Source organism: Microtetraspora malaysiensis (assembly GCF_050947145.1).
Classification (GTDB): domain Bacteria; phylum Actinomycetota; class Actinomycetes; order Streptosporangiales; family Streptosporangiaceae; genus Microtetraspora_A; species Microtetraspora_A malaysiensis.
Map to the genome: position 1 here is coordinate 7,982,496 of NZ_CP191998.1, position 23,011 is coordinate 8,005,506.

15 protein-coding genes are annotated in these 23,011 nt (G+C 72.4%); 6 read left to right on the forward strand and 9 right to left on the reverse strand.

What is annotated here, in order from left to right; translation table 11 throughout:
- Positions 1–29: 29 nt before the first annotated feature.
- A complete protein-coding gene (locus tag ACQP1V_RS37390) occupies positions 30–1,715 on the reverse strand; it encodes a glycosyltransferase family 2 protein (protein ID WP_433415369.1) in 1,686 nt (561 codons plus the stop codon).
- The gene (locus tag ACQP1V_RS37395) at positions 1,715–2,854 is read right to left on the reverse strand and encodes a glycosyltransferase family 2 protein (RefSeq protein WP_433415372.1); all 1,140 of its coding nucleotides are present in this window, start codon (positions 2,852–2,854) and stop codon (positions 1,715–1,717) included. The genes ACQP1V_RS37390 and ACQP1V_RS37395 overlap by 1 nt, the downstream gene beginning before the upstream one ends.
- 347 nt (positions 2,855–3,201) lie before the next feature.
- Here ACQP1V_RS37395 and ACQP1V_RS37400 point away from each other — a divergent pair, with 347 nt between their 5' ends.
- From ACQP1V_RS37400 to ACQP1V_RS37415, 4 genes are read left to right on the forward strand one after another with little or no spacing between them, the layout of a single operon-like run.
- On the forward strand, positions 3,202–4,296 hold the full coding sequence (locus tag ACQP1V_RS37400) for a class I SAM-dependent methyltransferase (RefSeq protein ID WP_433415375.1): 1,095 nt from the start codon (positions 3,202–3,204) through the stop codon (positions 4,294–4,296).
- 11 nt (positions 4,297–4,307) lie between these two features.
- Positions 4,308–5,939: a glycosyltransferase family 2 protein gene (locus tag ACQP1V_RS37405; RefSeq protein ID WP_433415378.1), complete on the forward strand. Its 1,632-nt coding sequence runs from the start codon at positions 4,308–4,310 to the stop codon at positions 5,937–5,939.
- A complete protein-coding gene (locus ACQP1V_RS37410; RefSeq protein WP_433415381.1) occupies positions 5,939–7,933 on the forward strand; it encodes a glycosyltransferase in 1,995 nt (664 codons plus the stop codon). Before ACQP1V_RS37405 ends, ACQP1V_RS37410 begins: the two co-directional genes overlap by 1 nt.
- Positions 7,930–9,672: a glycosyltransferase gene (locus tag ACQP1V_RS37415; protein ID WP_433415384.1), complete on the forward strand. Its 1,743-nt coding sequence runs from the start codon at positions 7,930–7,932 to the stop codon at positions 9,670–9,672. Before ACQP1V_RS37410 ends, ACQP1V_RS37415 begins: the two co-directional genes overlap by 4 nt.
- Positions 9,673–9,682: 10 nt before the next feature.
- Here the strand turns inward: ACQP1V_RS37415 and ACQP1V_RS37420 are convergent, their stop codons facing one another.
- The 6 genes from ACQP1V_RS37420 to ACQP1V_RS37445 form a co-directional block, all read right to left on the reverse strand.
- Positions 9,683–10,612 carry a polysaccharide deacetylase family protein gene (locus tag ACQP1V_RS37420; protein WP_433415387.1) on the reverse strand — a complete coding sequence of 310 codons (930 nt, stop codon included), beginning with the start codon at positions 10,610–10,612 and terminating at the stop codon, positions 9,683–9,685.
- A gap of 140 nt (positions 10,613–10,752) precedes the next feature.
- Positions 10,753–12,051 (reverse strand): homoserine dehydrogenase, encoded by a 1,299-nt coding sequence (locus tag ACQP1V_RS37425; protein WP_433415389.1) that lies wholly within the window; start codon positions 12,049–12,051, stop codon positions 10,753–10,755.
- The gene (gene lysA / locus ACQP1V_RS37430; RefSeq protein WP_433415391.1) at positions 12,048–13,430 is read right to left on the reverse strand and encodes a diaminopimelate decarboxylase; all 1,383 of its coding nucleotides are present in this window, start codon (positions 13,428–13,430) and stop codon (positions 12,048–12,050) included. The genes ACQP1V_RS37425 and lysA overlap by 4 nt, the downstream gene beginning before the upstream one ends.
- Positions 13,431–13,686: 256 nt before the next feature.
- Complete coding sequence (locus ACQP1V_RS37435; protein WP_433415394.1) at positions 13,687–14,361, reverse strand: anticodon-binding protein; 675 nt, start codon at positions 14,359–14,361, stop codon at positions 13,687–13,689.
- A gap of 45 nt (positions 14,362–14,406) precedes the next feature.
- A complete protein-coding gene (locus ACQP1V_RS37440) occupies positions 14,407–16,530 on the reverse strand; it encodes a hypothetical protein (protein WP_433415397.1) in 2,124 nt (707 codons plus the stop codon).
- 341 nt (positions 16,531–16,871) lie between these two features.
- Positions 16,872–18,056, reverse strand: coding sequence for an RNA-guided endonuclease InsQ/TnpB family protein (locus ACQP1V_RS37445; protein ID WP_433415400.1), 1,185 nt, complete (start codon positions 18,054–18,056; stop codon positions 16,872–16,874).
- A gap of 258 nt (positions 18,057–18,314) precedes the next feature.
- On the opposite strand from ACQP1V_RS37445, the gene ACQP1V_RS37450 reads away from it, so the two are divergent.
- Together ACQP1V_RS37450 and treS are read left to right on the forward strand one after the other, a co-directional pair.
- Entirely contained in the window at positions 18,315–20,072 is a 1,758-nt protein-coding gene (locus tag ACQP1V_RS37450; RefSeq protein ID WP_433415403.1) for an asparagine synthetase B family protein, read from the forward strand.
- A 451-nt stretch (positions 20,073–20,523) separates the two neighbouring features.
- A complete protein-coding gene (gene treS, locus ACQP1V_RS37455) occupies positions 20,524–22,194 on the forward strand; it encodes a maltose alpha-D-glucosyltransferase (protein ID WP_387411768.1) in 1,671 nt (556 codons plus the stop codon).
- A 103-nt stretch (positions 22,195–22,297) separates the two neighbouring features.
- Here treS and ACQP1V_RS37460 read toward each other — a convergent pair whose 3' ends face one another.
- Positions 22,298–22,963, reverse strand: coding sequence for a hypothetical protein (locus ACQP1V_RS37460; protein WP_433415406.1), 666 nt, complete (start codon positions 22,961–22,963; stop codon positions 22,298–22,300).
- Between the last annotated feature and the right edge of the window lie 48 nt (positions 22,964–23,011).

Genomic DNA, 23,011 nt, shown 5'->3' on the forward strand with positions numbered 1-23,011 from the left:
CAGGGGGCTTTCCACACCGCCGCCATTGACTAGCGGTAGATCACGCGGCGGACGATGGCCTTGATGCCCCGCTTGCGGCGCAACGTGCCGACCTCCTTGCGCAGGGAGCTCACCTCGCGGCGCAGTTCCACGGTGGATTTGCGCCACTTGGCGGCTTCGTCGCGCCACTTCCCCACCTGGCCGCGCAGCCGTTCGACCTCCTTGGCGAGCTTGGCCGCCTCGGCCTGCGCCTCGGCCCTCGCCCGGTAGGCGCTGCGCCGCCCGGCGGGAACCGGCGCCTGGTCCGCCGGGAGGAGGCCGACGGGGGCCCCGTCGATCCACACCGCGCCGAACATCTCGGCCACGGCGTCGTCCAGCGCCTCCGTTTCCCCGTCGCTTCTCCCGGCGCCGACCGCCCGTCCGGCCGCTCCGGGCTCCTGGACGAAGGTCGCCCGGTTGAACGCCGCCGTACGCTCCAGACGCGCGACCGTCACCCCTCCCCCGGGGCCGTCGCCGTCCTCGGACAGGAGGAGGCCGACCAGGCCCAGCCCGCGCTCCTCGATCAGGTCGACGAGCGTCGCCAGGGTGTCCTCCCCCAGCGCCCACCCCGCCGGGACGCGTAACCGGAACGGCGCGGGGGCGGCCGACGGGGTGAACCGTACGCGCGCCTCGTGGGCGTAGATGCCGTGGACGAGCGTCAGGTCGAGGGAGGGGTCGGTCAGCGGCGCCCGCCGTTCCCGGGTCTCCGGCTCGGGCACCCCGGTCACCACCACGCCCACGTCGGGGACGGTGCCGGCGAGGGCGGTGTCCACCGTGGCCCGCACGTCCTCGTAGGAGGCGCCCGCGCCGTCCACGACGACCTCGACGTACGGCACGAGCCACTGGCGGGCCGGGTGGGAGCGGAGCCAGCGATATTGCGGGACGCGGTCGGGGATGAACGCGTGGCTGACCCGGGTGACCCGGTCCATGTCGCGCATCCGCATCGTGGGGCCGAGATGGTAGGCCCGGGAGCGGGGCTCGGGGACGAAGACCGCGCCCGCCTGGGCCAGGCGGTATCCCATCTCGGTGTCCTGGCCCAGCATGAGGCCGGTGTCCATCGGACCGGTCATCTCGATCAGCCGCCGGCTGACCGAGGTCGATCCCCCGACGTGCAGGCTGAAGGCCCGGCGCGCGTCGCGCAGGCCGTCCGTGCGCCCGACGAGATCGACGATCCAGGAGTGCGGCTCGGCGGGTTCGAAGAACGGCGCGAGCTCCGCGGCGTCCGCGATCTGCGCGGGCCGGGGCGGCCGCGCCTCGCTGAACCGCAGATATCCGGTCACGGAGAGGTAGGGGGCGAGGTGGTGCCAGCGCATCTGCGCCTCGACGGCGTCCCGCTCCAGCACGACGTCGGAGTCCAGCCAGTGGACGACGTCCCCGCCGGACGCGGCGAGCCCGGCGTTCCTGGCGTCGGCCCGGCCCGGCGCCTCACATCTGATCAGCCGGGTGCCGGCGGGCCGCAGCTCCGGGAGGCGCAGCGGCGGGGAGGTGCCGTTGTCCACGACCACGACCTCGGTCAGCTCCGCCGGATAGGTCTGGACGGCGAGCGCGGCGAGCACGAGGTCGAGCTTGTCCTGCCCGCCGTACGCGGGGATGACGACGCTGACCGACAGCCGGGGCGTCCAGGAGCCGATCTCAGCGGGTGTGAGGAGGGAATAGTCGTTCCCCTTGACCCGGGGGGCGCTTACGGGCGTTTCCATCAATGGGCCGGCTCCAGGATGTGGCTGGGCCGCACGCCCCGCCATTGGTTGGTCGCGACTTTCAGGAAGTGGGCGAGCGGCAACCGCCAGGTGTGCCGGTCCGCCGTCGAGCGCCTGAGCATGTAGCCGAGGCCGTGCGTCCGGTAGATGCGGGCTCCCGCCGCGTCGGCCGCGGTGAGCATCCCCTCGTCCACCGCGCGCGGCACCGAGGGGAAGCCGGTGAACACGGCGCGGTCGAGCATGATGGTGCCGCCCGCGACGTGCCGGTTCCAGACCTCGCTCTTGTAGTCGGTGCGCCGGATGGTGAGGTTCAGCGGTTCGAGATGGAAGAACTCGGCCGTCGTGCCGACGATGTCCGCGCCCGAGTAGGAGCGGGCGAGCAGGAGGTCGGCGAGGTGCTCGGGGCCGTACCAGTCGTCGTCGTCCCATTTGGCGAGGAGGTCCCCGCTCGCCCGGCGCGCGGCCTCGTTCAGCACGTCTCCGAACACCGTGTCGCCGACCGCCTCGATCACCTCGACGGGGATGTCCAGCCCCTTGGCGGCCCGCCGTACGACGTCGGCGGGGTAGCCGTGGGCGGCGAAGACGACCTCGACGTCCACGTGCCGCTGCCGGGCGATCTGGGCCAGTGCCCAGCCCGCCATCGACGGCCGCCTGCTGGCCATGATCACGCTGACGGTCGCCCGCGTACGACGGGCGGCGAGGGCGTGGCGGCGGAGCCGCACGCTGTGCTCCTCCCGGCGGAGCGCGGCCACGGAGACCCCGGACGTGTCGGTCTCCGGTTCGAGCCAGCCGGTCGAGGTGAGCAGCTCGGCCAGCGCGGGATCGTCGGCGGCGAGCCACCGCGGGACCGTCTCCGCGTGCAGCGGCACCCCGGCCGCCGCGAGCGTCAGCACGGCGTCGAGAGATCGGCGGGCGTCGGCGTCATTCGGCGTTTCGCCGTCGGGTGTGGGGGCGGCGTGGGCGAAAATGCCGGCGGGCCAGGCGAGGCGCACGCTCTGGTGTGCGCGCAGCGGCGCCACCGCCTCCCCTGGCGATTCTTCGGGGAAGGGCGTTCCGGCGATCGTCCACCGGTTTCCGTCCCATGTGGCCTGCGCCGGCTCCGCGTCCGCACTGCTCAGGAACCCCTGAGGGCTCGTCATGACCGTCCTATCAGGAAACTTTCAGGAATTATCCATGGTTTACCTACGAAACATCGCTAGACCATACATATACGCCGAAGCTCGGAAGATTCCGCAATGTTCGGTGATCATCACAATTCCACTGAAGTCGTGACTACAACAGTCCCGTAGACCATTTCGGTACTGTTCCGCGGATCCGCCGCCCGAGCGGATCCGGACGGACGCGCCACGAGGCGGGGAGAGGGCGCGCGACACGCGCGCGGCGGCACCGCCGCCGAGGTCCTCCTGACGCCGGCGCGGGCGAATCCGGGGAGATGCCCCGCGCTCGCAGGTGAGCCGTCGGGACGTACCACGGAGGTAGACAACGAATGCCCACCACCCGTCGGCTCATCGTGGCCGCCGCGGCGGTCGGCGCGTTGACGCTGGCGGCGTTGACCGTGCTGATCCTGCTGGAGATCGTCGAAATCCTCGCCGGGCTGACCCTCGGCCTCCTGATCTGCGCGACCGGCCTGATGTTCCTCGTCGCCCTCTCCGTACGCCGCGTGGACGGGAAGGCGCTGCGCATCGACGGCCGGGTCAAGCGCCAGGAGGCCGCCCTCGCCAAGGTCGCGAACGCCCTCGGGAGCGTCACCGAGCGGCTGGAGCAGGTCGCGGCGGCGGCCGAGGCGCGCGGCCCGCGCCGCGAGGAGGACCTGCGCGCGATCCTCACCTCGCTCGGGGAGGACCGCGTCAACGCGACGCTGGCCCGGCAGGAGATCGAGAAGGCCGTGGGCGACGCCGGCGCGCTCGTCGGCACCCGGCTTGACCACGTCGAGAAGGCCCTGACCAGGGAGTTCCGGCAGGGGTACCGCCAGGTCGAGGCGTACGTCGATCTCCGGTCGCTGATCGAGCCGCGGGCGCCGCTGCCCGAGCTGAGAGGGTGGGCCGCCTCGCCCGACCTGCTGCGCCGGCTGGTCGGCCACATCTGCGAGCACCGGCCCCGGCTGGTCGTCGAGTGCGGCAGCGGCTCGTCGACCGTCTGGCTCGGCTACACCGTGGAACGTTACGGCGGCGGCCGGGTCGTCTCCCTGGAGCACGACGAGCGCTATTACGCGCTCTCCCGCGACCTGGTGCGCGCCCACGGACTGTCCCACATCGTGGAGGTGCGGCACGCCCCGCTGCGCCCCTGGCGGCACGGCGCCGAGTCCTGGAGCTGGTACGACGAGGACGCCACGCGGGATCTCGACGGGATCGGCCTGCTCCTCGTGGACGGCCCGCCCGGCGCGACCGGACCGCAGGCGCGCTACCCGGCCGTCCCCGCCCTGCTGGACCGGTGCGCGAAGGACGTGCGCATCCTCGTCGACGACGCCGCCCGCGCCGACGAGCGGGCGGCGGTCCGGCGCTGGCTGGACGAGTTCCCCCTGGAAGCCGTGGAGCACGAGGCCGACAAGGGGCTCGTGACACTCACCCGCGCCACGCCATGACAATTCCGGATATGCCGCGCGTTCGACGCAACGACTACGGCACCCTGCGTCCCCCGGCGCTCGGCGCCTGGGAGCCCCGGCTGACGGTCAGCGTCGTCATCCCCGCGTACGAGTGCCAGGAGGCGCTGGACCGGACGCTCGCCGGGCTCGCCGCGCAGACCTACCCCCGGGATCTGACGGAGGTCGTCGTCGCCGACGACGGCAGCGACCCGGCGCTCCGCGTCCCCCGCATCGCCCCCGAGGCGACCCGGATCGTACGCGTGCCCGAGGGCCGGTGGGGACGCGGCTGGGCCAGGCAGACAGGCGCGGAGGCGGCGGGCGGGGACGTCGTCCACTGGGTCGACTCCGACATGATCCTCGCGCGGGACCACATCGAGGCGCACCTGCGGTGGCACCACCTGGCGAGCTACGCCGTGGTCCACGGGAGGGTGGGGTTCGTCGCCGACGACGTGCCGCCGCCCGCGCCCGAGGCCGTCTTCTCCGGGACGTACGAGGACGCGGCGGCCTTCGAGGAGGCGCGGCCGCACGGCTGGACCGCCGAGGTGCTCGGCACGACGCGGGAGCTGCGCGACGAGGTCGCCGGGGCGTACCGGCTGCACTCCGGCGCGACAACGTCGGTCGCCGCGTGGCTGCTGAAGGCGGCGGGCGGCGTGAACACGTCGCTGAACATGGCCGAGGACACCGACCTCGGATATCGGCTCGCGCAGCAGGGAGCGGTCTTCATCCCGGACCCCGAGGCCCGGGCGTGGCACCTCGGCACGTCCACGGTCATGCGCCGGGAGGCCGACGTCCACCGGCACAACTGGTCGTTCCTCGGCGACCTGATCCCCGACCTGCGCTGGCTGCGCCGTCATCCCCGCCGCCACTGGGCGGTGCCCTACGTCGAGGTGGTGATCGACGCGCACGGCGCGACGTACGAGCAGGTGCGCGCCAGTGTGGACGCCGCCCTGGCGGGGACCGTGGCCGACACCTCGGTGGTGCTCCTCGGCCCGTGGGACGAGCTGCCCTTGGGCCGCCGGGCCTCGCTCGACGAGCCGATGCTCGACACCCGGCTCGCGTACAACCTGTACGAGCACGAGCCGAGGGTGCGCTTCGCGCGGGCGGCGGCGGAGAGCTGCGCGCCCACGCCCTTCCGGGTCACCTGCCCCGCCGGATGGGTGCTCGGCCCCGACTCCCTGGCGTCGCTCGTCGAGCTGGCCGAACGCCGGGGGTACGGCCTCGTGTCGGCGATCGTGCAGGAGACCGCGGCGGGCGTGTCGGCGCTGAGGCTGGAACGGACCGCCGCGTTCTCCCGCGCCGCCCGTTTCCCGGGCGCCGACGCCCCCGACGCACTGGTGGACGAGATGTACGGGTCGATCTGGGTGGCGGCGGAGGATTTCGGCGTCGTGCGGGACGAGAACGCCGAGCCGGTGGGCGGCGACCCGACCAAGTGGCGGGCGAGCGCGACCAGGTGGCGCTCCGAGGCCACACGGCTGCGGGCCGAGGTGGCCCGGCTGGAGGCCGAACTCCGGCACGCCCATGACACGGAGGCGGCCGACGCCGGTCGCGGCCTTCGCGGCCTTCGCGGTGTTCGCGGTGTTCGCGGCCTTCGCGGTGTTCGCGGTGTTCGCGGTGTTCGCGGCCGGAGGTTCAGGCGGCGGTGATGTTCGAGCGGATCATCGGCGAGGCCGTACGGCGCGGCGCGGGGCGGCGGGTCGCCGTGTACTGCGTCGGAGTGGAGTCACCGGAGAGCCTCGCCGTCACGGGCGTCCGGCACCTCGTGGACCTCGACGGCGACCCCCGGCGCGCCCTGTCTCCGGAGAGCCCCGGGACGCCGCCGGGTGGGGCGGCTCCGCCGCCGGACGAGGAGATGACTGAGGTCCTCGTGCTCGCGCGCACTCCGACGGATCTGCGCCGGGCCGCAACCCTGCACACGCTGCTGCCCCGCGCCGAACGGGTGATCGTGGTCACCGCCGAGACCCCGTACTGGTACCCGGCGCCCGCGCCGTCACTCACGCCCGCCCACCGCTGGCGGGCCCTCACGGAGCTGAGAGTCCACCGGCCGGCGAGCGGCGCGTGGGCGGTGGACGCGAGGTTCTCCGCCGCGACCCCGGCCGGGCGTACCGTGGCCGCGACCGCCCGCGCGTTCGCGGGGAACCGCCTCGACGGCATCGCCGCCCCCGTGGCGGCGCTGGCCGGGCCGGGCGCGGCCCACTGGCGGCCAGGGGACCCCAACGCGTCCCCGGTGGAGCCGGGCGGTCCCCTGCCCGTACGTGTCGGCGCTCCAGGCGGCGACGTGGTGCTCCGCACCTCCTTCCCGGACGGCCTGCCCGCCTGGGAGGGGGACGGGCCCGTGGTGGATCTCCCCGCCCTGGAGGAGCTGAGCTGGGAACGCCTCGGCGAGCCCGGAGGGGCCGCGCCTCTGGCCGTCGGTACGCAGGCCGCGAACAGGCGGCCTGCCGTACATGTGAACGATGTCCGGTCGCTTCCCCCGGTGGACGACCGGTCGGTCAATCCGATGGGCTTCGTCACCACGCCCACGCTGGGCGTCGGCCGCCTCGAACTGGCCGACGGCCGCTGGAACGCCGTCCACGACGGGAAGGTGCTCACCCGCTTCGCCGCGTCGGGGTGCGTCACCGTCACCGACGTCGCCCGCCTCAGGCAGCTGCGCGGGCTGCGGATCGACTGGCGGAACGGCCACACGGGGCCGATCGCGGCCGCACGGGTGGTCGCCTCGCTGGCGGCGGCGGGCGTCCCGATGCTGGCCGGCGAGATCCCTCCGTGGGCCGGGGCGCTCGGCGACGGGCTCATCGGGCTGCTCCGCGCGGTCACGCCCGAGGACCTGGAGGACGACCTGCGGCGTGAGGAGCACAGCGTCCTGCTCCGCAGGCGCGCCCTCCGGGACCACGGCGTCGAGGCCCGATGGGAGCGGCTCGGCGCCCCCGCCCGGCAGCGGCCGCTCACGTCCGTGCTGCTGACCACCCGCCGCCCGGAGATGGTGCCCTTCGCCCTCGGCCAGCCGGCCCGGCAGCGCGACGCGGAACTGGAGGTCGTCCTGGCCCTGCACGGGATCCCGCGCGATCATCCGTCCGTGGCCCCGGCCGTCGCCTCGTTCGAGCGGCCGATCACGGTCGTGGAGGGGGCGGCATCGCTCGCGTTCGGGGCGCTGCTCAACCGGGCGGCGGCCCGCGCGTCCGGCTCGTTCCTGCTGAAGATGGACGACGACGACTGGTACGGCCCGGACTTCCTGGCCGACCTGCTGCTCGCCCACTCGTACACCGGCGCGAACGTGCTGGGCGCGGCCCTGGAGTTCGTCCACCTCGCGGCGATCGACGTCACCGTACGCCGCGACCAGGTCACCGAGCAGATCACCAACTTCGTGGCGGGCGGCACGATCTTCACCGAGCGGGCGGCGTTCGACGCGGTCGGCGGCTTCCGCCCGCTCCCCCGCGCCGTGGACACCCAGTTCCAGCACGCCGTGCAGAGCGCGGGCGGGCAGGTGTACCGCACCCACGGCCTCGGGTACGTGCTGCGGCGCGGTCCGGCGTCCCAGCACACCTGGCGCGAGCCGATCGGCACCTTCCTGCGCAGGAACAAGCGGCAGTGGCGCGGTTTCCGGCCGAGCGCCCTCATGGAGCTCCCCGAGGGCGCGTCATGACCCCGTCGGCGCCGTTCACAGGCCGCGCTCCGCGGATCCGGCGCAACGACTACGCGGTCCTCGACGTGCCCGCGCCGGGCGAGTGGGAGCCCCACCTGTCGGTCAGCGTGGTCATCCCCGCCCGGAACGGCCAGGAGAAGCTGGATCTCACCCTGGCGGCGCTGGCCGGGCAGAGCTACCCCGACCACCTCCTGGAAGTGATCGTCGTGGACGACGGCAGCGGCGCGCCGCTGCGGGTGCCCCCGATCGCGCCGAGCCGTACCCGCCTCGTGCCGGCCCGTCCCGGGGGGTGGGGCATCGCCTGGGCCCTCGCGACCGGTACGGCCCTCGCCGAGGGCGACGTGATCCATCGCATCGACGCGGACATCGTCCCGTACCGGGTGCACGTCGAGACGCACATGCGGTGGCATCACCTGGCCGACTACCTGGTCGTCCTCGGGACACTGCGGTTCGCCGACGTGACGGACGGGCTGCCCTCCCCCTCGGACGTACGGAGCGCGGTGGAGGCGCGGAACGCGGACGCGCTGTTCGATCTGCCGTCCAGCGCGGCGCACGACTGGTGGGAGGACCTCGTCGACGAGCACGACGGGTTCAGGACCGCCCCCAGCTCCGTCCTGCACCGCGTCCACGTCGGGGCGACGGCCTCGCTCCCCGCCGGGCTGCTGCGCGCGGCGGGCGGCCTGGACACGTCGCTGGTCCTCGCCGAGGACACCGAGCTGGGATATCGCCTCACCCAGGCGGGGGCGGTGTTCGTGCCGGACCGGGCGGCGCGGAGCTGGCATCTCGGCACGCCGACCGCCATGCGGCGCGGGGACGAGGTCCGCCGGTACAACTCACCGTTCGTCGCGGACCGCATCCCCTACCGGCGCTTCCTGCGGGTCGAGGGCGGCCGGCAGTGGCTCGTGCCGTACGTCGAGGTGCTCGTGAACGCGTCGGCGGCGGGCTACGAGAGCGTGGCGGGGACCGTGGACGCCGCGCTCGTCAGCACGCTCCCGGATGTCCAGGTCACCGTGACCGGCCCGTGGGACGCGCTGGACGACGGGCGGCGGGCGCCGCTGGACGACCCACTGCTCGATCTCCGGCTCGTCCGGGGCCGCTACGCGCATGACGGGCGGGTCGGGTTCGCCGCCTCCGCCCCCGCGTCGGCGGCTCCCGCGCCGTTCCGGCTGGTCTGTCCGCCCGGCTGGGGCGTCGCGGCCGACACGCTCGACCGGCTGATCAAGTATGCCGAGGAGGGCGACCTCGGGCTGCTGTGCGTGGCTCTGGACGAGGACGCCGGCGGCGTGTTGTGCGCCCGCCTGGAACGGACGTCGTCCGTCGCGCGGGCGGCGCGCCTGGCCGAGGACGGCGAGCACCTCGACGATGTGATCCACGAGACCTTCGGCGTGGAGTGGCTCGACGGGGAGACCTGGGGTTTCACCCGGCTCGACCCGGCGGACCGGCCGCCCCGGAGCGGCCGCAACACCGAGGCCGCCCACTGGAAGGCGCTGGCCGTCCAGCGCAAGATCGACGGCGGACGGCTGAAGTCACGCCTGACGGCGCTGGAGAAGGAGGTCGCCCGGCTGCGGAAGGAGGCCGCGAAGGGCAAGGCGGACACCGCCCGGTGGCGGGGCAAGGCCGAGCGGTGGCGGGTCGAGGCGGTCCGCCTGCGGCGCGAGCGCGACCTGACGGTCGTGCGCCGGGCGATCAGGAAGGCCCGCCGCCTGCTCCGCGACCGCCCCGAACCCCCCGCAACCTGACATCTCCGTGTTACGGGGCGGCGGGATCGGCGGGGACGGGGCGCACCCGGCCCCCGGTGACGTCCCCGAGCGTGCGGACGGCCGTGCCGTGCCCCTCACGTTTGGCCAGCCAGGCGAGGAACCCGTCGAGCACGTCCGTACGGACCGAGAAGGTGCCGCAGCCTCGCGCGCACACCTTGTGGAAGGCCAGCGGGAGCAGGCCGCCGCCGCCCTGTTCGGCGCGGATCACGTAGCCCTTCAGGGCCGCCAGTGTGGTGCTCTCGCGGACCGATCCCGGCGTGCGGATCTCGTAGGGCCGCTCGGGCCGGGCGGGCTCCGCCACGACGCAGTCGCGGCACGGCCGCTGGGCGATGCCGCCGATGGTCCGCGCCGCGTTGTAGCCGCAGTCCCGCGCGGCCTGCCGGGCGGTAGCGTCCACCGCGCCGTACGGGTAGGCGAAGGTCCGCACCTGGAGGCCCGTTCCGAGGAGGGCGCGACGATCGGCGCAGATCGTCTCCGCCTGCTCCTCGGGGTCGAGGTCGGTCAGCCGCTCGTGGTCCACCGTGTGGCCGCCGATCTCGTGGCCCGCCTTCGCGATCTCGGTCACCTGGCGGCGGGAGAGCTTGCCCGACATCCCGAGATCGCCGCTGTTGACGTAGAACGTGCCGCGCAGCCCGTGTTTCTCCAGCAGCCTCGCGGCCACGGCATGGCTGCGGTCGCCGTCGTCGAAGGTGAGCGCGACGACCGTCGTGGGCTGTCGCGCGGGCCTCGGCTTGGGGCTCTTCCCGGGCTTCGCCGTCGGTTTGACCGCCGGTACGGCGGCGGCCGCGATCCCCGCCGCGACGGCGGGGCGGCTCGCGGCCTGGACGGCGGGACGCGACTCCGCCCGGGCGACCGGCCCCGCGAACACCGAGGCGGCGAGAGCGGAGAGCGCGAGTGTCGCCCACAGTGTTCTGCGCATCTCACGTCCCCGCGGTGTCCGGCCTTCCGGCCTACGGGCGCGCCCCTCGCGCCTCACATTCCCAGATATATCGGAATTGAGAGGCCCGAGGGGCAGGAGATGCCGGAGAGCCCCGTTACAGGCCTCGTTACGGGGCCTCTTTACGGGGCCTCGTCGCCTTCGACCCGCATGACGCCGGCGACCGCGCGGACGATGTCCATCTCACGCAGGCTCCCGATCGTCGCCTGGAGCGCGGCGTCGGTGGCCCGGTGGGAGACGATGACGAGCTGGGCGTCGTCGCCCCTGCCCTCCTGGCGGACGGTCTGGATGGAGACGTCGTGCTTAGCGAAGATCTCGGCCACCCTGGCGAGGACGCCCGGCTTGTCCGCCACGTCGAGGGAGACGTGGCACCGCGTGATGCTGTCACCCATCGGGTGCACCCGCAGATCCGCGTACGTGGACTCCTCGGGGCCCCGGGTGTTCGCGATGCGGTTGCGCGCGACGGCGACGATGTCGCCGAGCACCGCCGAGGCGGTGGGCGCGCCACCCGCGCCCGCGCCGTAGAACATCAGCCGCCCGGCCGACTCGGCCTCCACGAAGACCGCGTTGTACGCCTCGCGGACGCCCGCGAGGGGGTGGGACCTCGGGATCATCGCGGGGTGGACCCGGACGCCCACGGACCCGCCGTCGTCGGACCGCGCGCAGATGGCGAGCAGCTTGATGACGTATCCCATCGCCTTGGCCGAGGCGACGTCGGCCGCGGTGATCTCGGTGATGCCCTCGCGGTACACGTCCGCCGCGGTGACCCGGGTGTGGAAGGCGATGCCCGCGAGGATCGCCGCCTTGGCCGCGGCGTCGAAGCCCTCGACGTCGGCGGTCGGGTCGGCCTCGGCGTAGCCGAGCGCCTGGGCCTCCTCCAGGGCGTCGGTGAACGACGCGCCGGTGGAGTCCATCTTGTCGAGGATGTAGTTCGTGGTGCCGTTCACGATGCCGAGCACCCGCTGTACGCGGTCACCGGCCATCGACTCCCGCAGCGGGCGCAGCAGCGGGATCGCCCCCGCGACGCTGGCCTCGAAGTAGAGGTCGGCGTTGTTCTCGCGCGCGGCGCGGTGGATGGTCGCGCCGTCCTCGGCGAGCAGCGCCTTGTTGGCGGTGACCACGGACTTGCCCGAGGCCATCGCGGACAGGATCAGCGACCGGGCCGGCTCGATGCCGCCGATCACCTCGACCACGATGTCGACGTCGTCACGGGTCACCAGGCTTTCGGCGTCCGTGGTGAGGAGCTCCGGGTCGATCTCGGTGTCGCGCTTGCGGCCGATCTTGCGCACCGCCACCCCGGCGAGTTCGAGCGGGGCGCCCACGCGCGCGGCGAGATCGCTCTCCTGCTCGCGCAGGAGCCGGACGACCTGCGAGCCGACGACCCCGCAGCCTAGCAGCGCGATTTTCAGCGGTTTGGTCACAGTTGTCCCCTCAGGAGGTCGTCCTCGGTCTCCCGGCGCACGATGACGCGCGACTGGCCGTGGGCCACCGCCACGACGGCCGGCTTGGGCAGGTAGTTGTAGTTGTTGGCGAGCGAGCGGCAGTACGCGCCGGTCCCGGCCACGGCGATCAGGTCGCCCGGCGCGAGGTCGGCGGGGAACCACAGGTCGCGCACGACCATGTCGCCGCTCTCGCAGTGCTTGCCGACGAGGCGGGAGAGCATCGGCTCGGCCTCGCTCTCACGGGAGGCGAGCGTCGCGGTGTAGTCCGCGCCGTACAACGCGGTGCGGATGTTGTCGCTCATGCCGCCGTCCACGCTGACGTAGGTGCGCAGGCCCTCGACGTCCTTGACCGTGCCGACCTCGTAGAGCGTCACGCCGGCGAGCCCGGCGATGGACCGGCCCGGCTCGACGGTCAGCCGGGGCACGGGCAGGCCGGCCGCCTCGCACGCCTTGATGATGATGTCGCGCAGGCTGTCCGCGAGCTCCTTCACGTCCAGGACGTCGTCGCCCTGGACGTACGGGATGCCGTAGCCGCCGCCGAGGTCCAATTCGGGCAGGACGACGCCGTGCTCCTCCTTGACCTGGACGAGCAGCGCGGCGAGGCGGCGCGCCGCCACCTCGAATCCGGCCGTGTCGGTGATCTGGGACCCGATGTGGGAGTGCAGGCCGACCAGTTCGAGCTGGGGCAGCGCCAGGATGCGCCGGACCGCCTCCGCCGCCGCGCCGCTGTTCAGCGAGAGGCCGAACTTCTGGTCGTCGTGCGCCGTGGCGATGAACTCGTGCGTGTGCGCCTCGACGCCCACCGTCACCCGGATCATGACCTTGGGACGGGTGCCGTACTTTTCCGCGAGGAACCCGAGCCGGGCGATCTCCTCGAACGAGTCGACCACGATGTGGCCGACCCCGACATCGACGGCCCGCTCCAGCTCGGCGAGCGACTTGTTGTTGCCGTGCATCGTGATGCGCTCGGGCGGGAAGCCGACGCTCAGCGCGACCGCGAGCTCGCCCGCGCTGCACACGTCGAGGCCGAGGTCCTCCTGCTGGATCCAGCGGGCGATCTCCCGGCACAAGAACGCCTTGCCCGCGTAGTGGACCTGGCCGTCGCTGAACGCCGCGCGGTAGTCGCGGCAGCGGGAGCGGAAGTCCTCCTCGTCGACCACGTAGAGCGGCGTGCCGTGCTGCGCCGCCAGATCGCGCACGTCGACGCCGCCGATCGTGATCGCACCGTCGATGCGGCCGGACGTTCGCGTCCAGATCGCCGGATCGAGGGCGTTCAGATCTGTGGGGGCGTGCGGTGGACGTACCTCGGGCAGCGCTTCGGCGTGCCCGTCACCGGCGGAATGGGCGAATCGGCTCACCCGAACGAGGCTATCCGACCCCACCGGCACGGCGAGACGGATGACCGATAGGCGAGACAGATGACCATATGAAATGCAGGAATATCATCGTTCCAACGAAAAATTCGTTGCAAAGCCCCGAAGATAGTGAACCTCCTTTTCCGCGGCCCGGGAGCGCCCTCCCCTGCGGTGTTCCCCCGATCGCCTCCGCTCCGGCCACGGTCGTGACGGCGGTGCACGACTGTGGAAGGACGGGTGAAGCCGGCACCGGACGCCGTCACAGTCGTTCGGGCAGAGCGGGCGCCACGACCGCGGCCAGGACGGCCTGTACGGCGGCCGCCAGCCGGAGCCGGGCGGTGTGGACGTCGCCCGCGGGCCGATCTCCCCACGGCACGGCCGGGCAGTGCTCGTGCGCGTCGTGGTAGGCGAGCGCGAGCTGCCCCGCGTACGTCCCCCACGCCGGGTCGCGGCTCGTCATACGGCTCGGCAGCTCGGCGAGCAGCCGCAGCACGGCGCGCTCGCGTGGATCGTCCAGCGCCTCGGGCCGGAACCCCTCCTCGGGGACGCCGAGATCGCGCGCCCAGCGCCGTACCGCCGCCGCCCGCGCGTACGCGTACCGGACGACGAACCCGGGGTTGTCCCACGTGCGGGGGAAGTCCGGGGCGAGCGCGGCGGGCTCGCGGATCTCCGGCGGCCCCTTCCGCACGATCTCACCGGCGACCTCGCCCGGCGCCGTCACCGCGATCAGCAGGAGCCCGTCGGGCCGTACCCTGACCTCCTGAATCCCGCGGTGCTCGCGCAGCCGTTCCGCGATCTCCGCGGCGACCTCGCGCGGCGGCCGCCCCGAGGCGGCCCGGAACGCGACCGGCGAGCCGTAGACCGCCTCACTCGCCCACGATCCCCATGGCGCGGGCGGCGCCCCGAGGAGCTCGGCGAGCTGGTCAGGAGTCATCCCGGCAGCCTAATGCCGGTCGAAATCCCCGGTTGCGGGGCCGACCTAGATCAGGGCGAGGGGCTCGACGGGGAAGTAGCCCTGGAGCTGGGCGGAGCCGAGCAGGCGGCCGACGGCGGACTCGCGCACACAGACATAGGAGTACCGGTCCGCCGAGTACACCCGGACCCCGTCGGCCCGGCACTGACGCATGAGCGTCTCGTCCCAGTCGTCCGAGACGTCGGCGAAGCCGAGCTCGGCGAGCGCCTGGCGGCGGCCCAGCAGGGTCCCGCCGCCGATCTCGGGCAGGAACCTGTGCTCGGCGCCCGGCTGGCGCAGGAGGGTGGCCCCCACCTCGGGCAGGTGCGCGTAGAACGACGCCTTCCCGACGATCTCGGTTTCCGTCGAGCCGAAGTAGCGGATCAGATCGGACAGGTAATGCTGGCCGTACACGTCGCGGGGGTCGAAGACCGCGACGTAGTCGCCCTCGGCCATCCGCAGCGCCCGGTCGAGCGCCGCGCCGCGCGTCATCGGGGCGTCCGGCACCCGTACGACGAGGTCCTGGAGGACGGCCACGCCCTGCGGGAGCGACAGCCCCGGGGTGGCCTCGGCGGAGGTCTGGAGCGGGGTGAGGATCTGGCGTGCGCTCTTCTCGACCAGCCCGGCGTCCAGTCCCTCGGCCACGATGACGAGCTGCCCCGGCACGTGGGCCTGGCGCGCGATCTGGTCCAGAAGGTGCTCCAGCTCGGCCGCGCCCTGGACGGCCGCGATGACCGAGACGGTGCCGGTGTTGCGGACGTTGGGCAGCCCGACCACGTCGAACATCGGGTCGAGCAGCGGCGTGACCGGAACGGTCCGCCGCCAGCCCAGGTGGGCCTCGCGTTCGAGGCCCGCGGCGTCCGCGAGCAGCGCCTCGGCCTGCGCCACGGTCACCTCGGGCTTGACGCCCGCGGCCAGCCTGAGCACGGGCGTGGCGCAGGCGGCGATCTCCGCGACCACCCGCGCGTCCGCGTCGGCCACGGCGACCACCAGCCCGGCCCGCCGGTACGCGGTCAGCACGTCGTCGTAGGACGTCTTGTCGTCGTCCTGCCCGGGGAGCGGCTGCCAGGCGCGGCCGCCCGGGGCGGGCTCGGCGGCCTCCGCCCGCGGCGCCGCGCCGGCCTGGTCCGGCTCGCTCACCTCGACGGGCGGCACCGGCAGCGCCACCGGGCCGAGCGTGAAGACGTCGGAGGTGCGCCCGCCGATCGCGGGGATCGGGTTGTGGATGCGCGGCTGGACGGCCAGCGGGAGGACGCCGACGCGATCGTGGCGCAGCGCGGCCTTCCATTCCCTGACCCGGGCCTCGGTCGCCGTCAGCACGTACTCGAAGTGCTCGGCGGCCGGCACCGCGCGGGAGACGGCGCCGGCGGAGTGCCAGAAGACGGTCTTGACGCCGCGCTTGCGGCACGCCTCCACGAGGTCGCGCAGCGCCCGCGACTCCCCGGCCAGGGCCTCCAGCCAGCGCCCGCCGTTGCCCTGCCGCGGGCCGGGCTGTACGGACTCGACGAAGAGCAGGTGCGGCTGGTGCTGGTCGAGCATCGCGGCCCAGTTCTCGGGGCCGAAGTTCGTCACCTGCCGCCACTCGTAGCGCAGCAGCGCCTCGGTCTGCCGGTCCACGATCGACGCCACGGTGAGGTACGGCCGGGCCAGCGGCCCCTTGGGCACCTCGAAGCCGTCGACCATGGGCGCGGAGACCTGTGGCGCGCGCGGGTCGGGCGCGGCCGGCGTCGCGGGGGGCTCACCGACGTCCGGCAGCTCCGGCTTGAACTCGGAACGCTTGGGCGCGGGCCGCTTCTTCACCGGCTCCTTGAGGGTCCGGGCCACCGTGCCGGGGTTCTTGGTGTGCAGGGCGTCGCCGAGCTTGAGCCAGCGACTGTCCTGCACCGAGGCGAGCTTCCAGGTGGCGACCTCGGTCTGGTAGCGCTGCTCGGCCAGCTGCTTGGCGAGCTGCGTGTTCTGCCGCTCGGCCCTCCGCGCCCGCACCTCGGCCTCGCGCATCCGCGTCAGTGCCTCGGCCTCCGAGCGCGCCACCTCGTCGAGCCGCCGCTCGTACTCGGTGAGCAGCCGGGACAGCTCCGCCGCCCCCGCGGCCTCCTCGACGGCCTGCGCCAATGCGCGTTTGACGCTCTCGAGGTCGCTCGTCTCGCTCATGGGTCACTCCGCGGTAGTCCGAAAAGGCGGGAGCCACAATATTCGCAGATCACTTGGATCGATCTCAGCTCCCCGAACCGTCGCGAAGCGCTCCATAGCTCCCAAGATCCCGCCGATCATGAACTTACCGGCGAAGCACCACGACATACCCCGCGAATCCGGCCACGACCCGCCGGCAAATCGTCCACGACACCGGCGACGAATCGTCCACGCAAGTAGCGACCATCTCGCCACACCCCCGGCGACTATCCGTCCACACGCCCAGCGGCCATCTCGCCCTTCGGCCACTTGAGGGATTCGTACTCGTGACTCCTCCGCTCCCTGAAGCGAGCGGCTTCTCGCTAAGCCGCTCTCGCAGCCTCACGAAGGGCAAGCCCCGCCCTGAGAATGTTGATCGCCGCGTTTATGTCAGCGTGCGCGGTATGCCCGCACGCCGTACACGCGAACTCGGCTTGGGTGACGCGGTTCTCCTTCGCGCAGTGCCCGCAGCGGGCGCACGTGCGGGAGGTGTTGGCGGGATCGACTGCGATCAGCTCTCGACCGGCGCTTTCAGCCTTGTGCGCGAGGACCGTCAGGAACACCCCCCAACCCGCGTCCACGATGCTCCGGTTCAACCCGGACTTCTGTGCCACGTTCCGGCCAGGGGCTTCGATCGTGCCGGTGGCCGAGCGGGTCATGTTCGCGATCCGCAGGTCCTCATGCACGATCACGCCGTATTCACGGACCAGGGCGAGCGCGGCCTTGTGCGTGCCGTCCAAGCGCTGGCGGCGGACCTTGGCGTGCAGGGCGGCGACACGTGCGGCGGCCTTGCGGCGGCGTTTGGAGCCCCGCTTCTTGCGTGCCAGTGCCCGCTGTGCCGCCGCGAGACGATCGGCGGACGCGTGCAGGTGGCGCGGGTTGGCCACATGCTCGCCGTCGCTGGTCGTGACGAGCGAGGCGACGCCCATGTCCAGGCCGACGACCGCGCCAGTCGCGGGCAGGGTTTGCGCGGGCACGTCATCGCAGGACAGGACCACGTACCAGCGGTTGCCTTCCCGTTTCACCGCGATCGTCTTCACCCGACCCCTCACGGCCCGGTGCTGGTGGACGCGGACGTGCCCAACGCCCTGCAAGCGGACGAAGGTCGCACTCGGGTGCTCCGGTTGGGAGTCCCATCGGCAGCCGTCACCGTCCTTCGGCCACTCCACAGTGTCGAACCAGCCGCGTCCTTTGAATCGGGGGAAGCCCGGCTTCTGCCCGGCCTTGACGCGACGGAAGAACGCGGCGAACGCCTTGTCCAGGCGGCGGAGCGTGGCCTGCTGGGAGGAGAATGACCAGCGGCCCTGACCGGCGGGGTCGTCGGAGCGGATGTGCTTCAGCTCGCCGGACTGGTCGCCGTAGCGGACGGCCACGCCCGCCTTGCCGTAAGCGGTACGGCGGTGCTCCAACGCCGCGTTGTACAACACCCGGTGATCTTCCAAGCACTGCGCGAGCGTGGCGGCCTGCTTGCCGGTGAGGCGCAGCAAGAACTTGTACGACCTGCGCACTCCCACCTCCCACGTTCAGTAACGAGATCGCCACGCTATCGGCAGCTACCGACAAAACCCGAAGGGAGGGAACGCAGATTCCCCCGCCGGCTCCTCTTCGGGCCGAAACTGCGGGCCATGCCGGTGGGCGCGCTGTGGGAGGTCGCCGGGCGGTGAGCCCGCCAGGGCGGCGGATGGGCGGGCCGCGCGGTTTCGCGCGTCGTTGGGTGGTGGCCTAAATCCGTAGACTCTCCCGTCGAAGTAGAAGGAGGGCAAACGGTGCGCAAAGGTGAGTGGCCGCGATACCAGGCCAGGCCGTACGTGTGTGGTGCCATCGGGCCCTTCGATCCAGCCAGGCTGGACGTGCTGGCCCGCTCGGGCCCGGCCGTACGGCTGGTCCACCGGACGCCGGACGCGGCCCTCCTCACCTCCGCGCCCATCCGCCCGTACGACACGGGGACAGACGCGGCGGACAGCGGGGAGCGGGGCCAGGCGGGCGATTCCGGCCACGCCGCCTTCGCCTGGGGCGGCCGCCTGACGGCGAGCGCCGCTCCGGGAGGCGGGCTTCCGGGCGTGCCCGCCGGGACGGGGGCCCGGCCGGGCTGGCTGTCCGCGGCCGAGACCTACGAGACGCCCGGCCTGATCGACGAGCCGGACGAGGTGATCCTGCACACCGGGGCCTTCGGCCTGGACGACGTCTACTACCTGGCCGACGGCGACGTGATCTACTTCGCGGGCCTGATCGAGCCGCTGCTCGCCCTGGCGCGCACGCCGTACGAGGTGAACTGGGACGCCTGGGCCGCCATTCTCAAGCTGACCTATCCGCTGCTTGAGGACACCCCGTACCGGCAGGTCAAGCGGCTGCCGGGGGCGTCCGCGCTGATCTGGTCCCGGACCGATCGGCGGATGCGGGTGGACCGGCGGGCGCCGCGCTGGGTGCGTGAGGAGCCGTTCGACCGGGGCGTGACCGGCGGCGACCTCGTCGCGCTGCTGCACGACGCCCTCGCGCCGTACGACCGCGTGCTGGTCCCGGTGAGCGGCGGGTACGACTCGCGGCTGCTGGCGAGCGTCGCGGTGGCCAGGGAGATGGACGTCGAGTCGTGGACGACCAGTCCGGACGACGGGCTGGACAACGACATCGACTTCGCGCGCTACATCACGCGGGAACTCGGCCTGGCGCATCGAATTATCCCGCAATATCCCGAAAAATACCCGGAAGAGGCGCTGTGGGCGGCGCGACGGCTGGAGTACCTGACCAGCCACCACGCCTGGTACTCCCCGTTCGCCCGCGAGGTCCACGCGGCGGGGCGGCCGGTGGTGGACGGCCTGGCCGGCGGCCCGCTGATGAAGAACTTCCTCATCACCGCCGACGCGGTGGACGCCGGGACCGGCGCCTCCCGCCGCGAGGCGCTCCTGGCCGCGCTGGCGACCGGCGAGCCGCACATGCCCGTCCTCGGCGAGGCCGCGCTCGGCTGGATGGACGGCAGGGTCCGCGCGGCCTTCACCCGGGCGACCTCGATGCTGCACGGCCACCGTTCCGAGCTGCCGCTCAGCGTGCTGCACACGCGCACCGCCCGGGGCATCGCCCGCTCCCCGGTCAACCTGGTGGGCCCGGAGGCCACGCCGGTGTTCCCGTTCCTGCACCCGGAGTTCTTCGACGCGGCCCTCTCGGTGCCCGTCACCCGCAAGGAGGGGGGCAAGTTCTACCGGGAGATCCTGCGGGCGGCCAACCTCAAGGTCGCGACGCTGCCGTCCACCAACGGCGCGCTCCCGCACCGCCGGGTGCCGCTGCGCTCGAACGGCCCGGTCGCCCGGGAGTGGAACCACCGAATGCTGCTGAAGGCCGCGACGATCCCCGGCCTGATGTCGCCCCAGATGCTGGACGTCGTGGCCGAGGGGCCGGACGCGCTGGCGTCGTTCGGCTCATGGAACTCCCGGTTCTGGCTGCGCGGCCTGGTGCTGTTCGGCACCTGGCTGGCCGACTACGAGGACGTCCTCGGCGACCTCACGCCGCCGTGGGCGGGGAACCTCGGCTGACCCGCGCCGCACCTCGGCGTCTCGTCCGCCGCCGACCCCGTTCCGGCGGCCCCGCCGTCGCCCGCGCACGACTCCGCGGGCGACTCTGCGGGCGACAGCGAGATAACCGTGCGCGACCAGACGGCAACAGACGAAAAGCACTTGTCAGGACAAGGTAACGACTCCTTGTCAAACCCTGGCTGATGGTAGTTTCTTGTTATGTATATGGCATGAGCTGGCATACAGCTGCGGAGTGTGACCAGGCCACCCCCACCCCTTCTTCATCAAGCGAGACCAGATGAACGCTGCTTCGCCATGCCCGGAACCCGTTTCCGAGGCTGCCGCCGACCTGTCCCCCCAGGTCACGGCGCCCAGCAACCTCATCCCGGCTGCACCGCCGGTCGCTGGATCCACGAGCCGACACGCCCCCGTGCCGGCTCGCGAGACCGCCGGGCTCAGCCTCGGCGCCCTCATGCCCACCCCCGAGATCGAGGACTTCACCTCCCAAGACCCCCATTGGTACAAACGGGCGGTCTTCTACGAGGCGCTGGTCCGCGGTTTCAAGGACTCGAACGGTGACGGCACCGGCGACCTGCGTGGGCTCATCGAGAAGATGGACTACCTCAAGTGGCTGGGCATCGACTGCCTCTGGCTGCTGCCGCTGTACGAGTCCCCGCTGCGCGACGGCGGGTACGACATCTCCGACTACCTGAAGATCCTTCCGGAGTTCGGCGATCTCAGTGACTTCATCAAGATGATCGAGGCCGCGCACGAGCGCGGCATCCGTGTCATCACCGACCTCGTCATGAACCACACCAGCGACAAGCACCCGTGGTTCCAGGCGTCCCGGCACGACCCCGAGGGCCCCTTCGGCGACTTCTACGTCTGGTCCGACGACCCGACGCGCTACCCCGACGCGCCGATCATCTTCATCGGCGCCGAGGAGTCCAACTGGACGTACGACCCGGTGCGCGGCCAGTACTACTGGCACCGGTTCTTCCACCACCAGCCGGACCTCAACTACGACAACCCGGCCGTGCAGGACGCCATGCTGGAAGTGCTCCGCTTCTGGCTCGACCTGGGCGTGGACGGGTTCCGGCTGGACGCCGTGCCGTACCTCTTCGAGCGCGACGGCACGTCCTGCTCCGGCCTGCCCGAGACGCACGCGTACCTCAAGCGGGTGCGGGCCGAGGTGGACCGGCTCTTCCCGGACCGGGTGCTGCTCGCCGAGGCGAACGGCTGGCCCGAGGACGTGGTCGAGTACTTCGGCGACCCGACGACCGGCGGCGACGAGTGCCACATGGCGTTCCACTTCCCGCTGATGCCGCGCATCTTCATGGCCGTGCGCCGGGAGAACCGGGAACCCATCACGGAAATCATGTCGCGCACGCCGAAGCTGCCGGAGAGCGCCCAGTGGGGCATCTTCCTCCGCAACCACGACGAGCTGACGCTCGAGACGGTCAGCGAGGAAGAGCGCGACTACATGCACGCCGAGTACGCCAAGGACCCGCGGATGCGGGCCTACCTCGGCATCCGGCGCCGGCTGGCCCCGCTGCTGGAGAACGACCGGGACCAGATCGAGCTGTTCACCGCGCTGCTGCTGAGCATGCCGGGCTCGCCGGTCATGTACTACGGTGACGAGATCGGCATGGGCGACAACATCTGGCTGGAGGACCGTGACTCGGTCCGCACGCCGATGCAGTGGAGCCCGGACCGCAACGCCGGGTTCTCCAACGCGGACCCGGGCCGGCTGTACCTGCCCGCCGTGATGGACCCGATCTACGGCTACCAGTCGGTCAACGTAGAGGCGCAGATCAAGAGCGAGTCGTCGCTCCTCCACTTCACCCGACGGATGCTGCAGATCAGGCGGGAGCACCCGGTGTTCGGCACCGGCGACTACATCGAGCTGTGGTCGCCGAACCCGGCCGTGCTCACCTTCCTCCGTGAGGAGGGCGAGGACCGGATGCTGTGCGTCAACAACCTGTCCAAGCATCCGCAGCCGGTCGAGCTCGACCTGCGCAGGTTCGCCGGTATGACGCCGATCGAATGCCGCGGCGGGGTCCCCTTCCCCGTCATCGGCGAGCGGCCGTACCTGCTGACCCTGCCGGGCCACGGGTTCTACTGGTTCTCGATCCGCCCCTGACCGCCGTTCCCGGACGGATGTGAGGCGCAGCCGGGCCCGCGAAGGGGGCCCGGCCGCGCATAGCCCTGGTCGGCCGCTCACGCGGCCGGGCGGGGTCCGGCGATCAGCCGTACCGAAGGGTGGTCGTCTTCTCCCCGTCTCTCCCGCCGTCACCGTCGCCGTCGCGTCCCACGGCCCACATGCCGTTCGAGCCGGGGATCCGGGTGATGGACACCCCGCGCACCTCGCCGAACCGGAAGTCGGGGCCGTACGTCGCGCTCCACCCGCCCCGCGACCGCCGCAGGAAGAGGGCCTGCTTCGGATGGGACGCGTCGATGCCGGCCACCCAGATGTCTCCGGACGCGTCGGCGGTGACGCTGGTGAGGCGGCCCTTCTTCACCGGAAGGGGCACCCGGCTCCATGACCTGCCGTCGTAGTGGAGGACGAGCGGCTGCGACATCGTGAGCTGATCGCCGGTGCCGGCGCCGATGTGGCCGATCGCCCAGACGTCGTCGGCGCTGATCGGCCAGACCTGGGTGAGACTGCCCTCGGGTGTCGCCGGGACGGAGATCTCCCTCCAGTCCATGGCGCCGGCCTTCCCGGTCCCCCGCACGACGAGAGGCCCGCCGGTGTTCCGCGAGTGGCCGACCGCCCAGATCTCGCCGGTCCTGCTGCGGGCCGACACCGCAGCGAGGGTGCCATTGTGGATGGACTCGCTGGTGAACCCCGTGCGCCCGTTCCAGCTCAGGATGATGCCGCGGTCGTCGTTGGTGGTCCCGGCGAACCACACCCGTCCCCGAGCGACCTCGACGTCGGACAGTTTGTAGTTCTCGGCGAC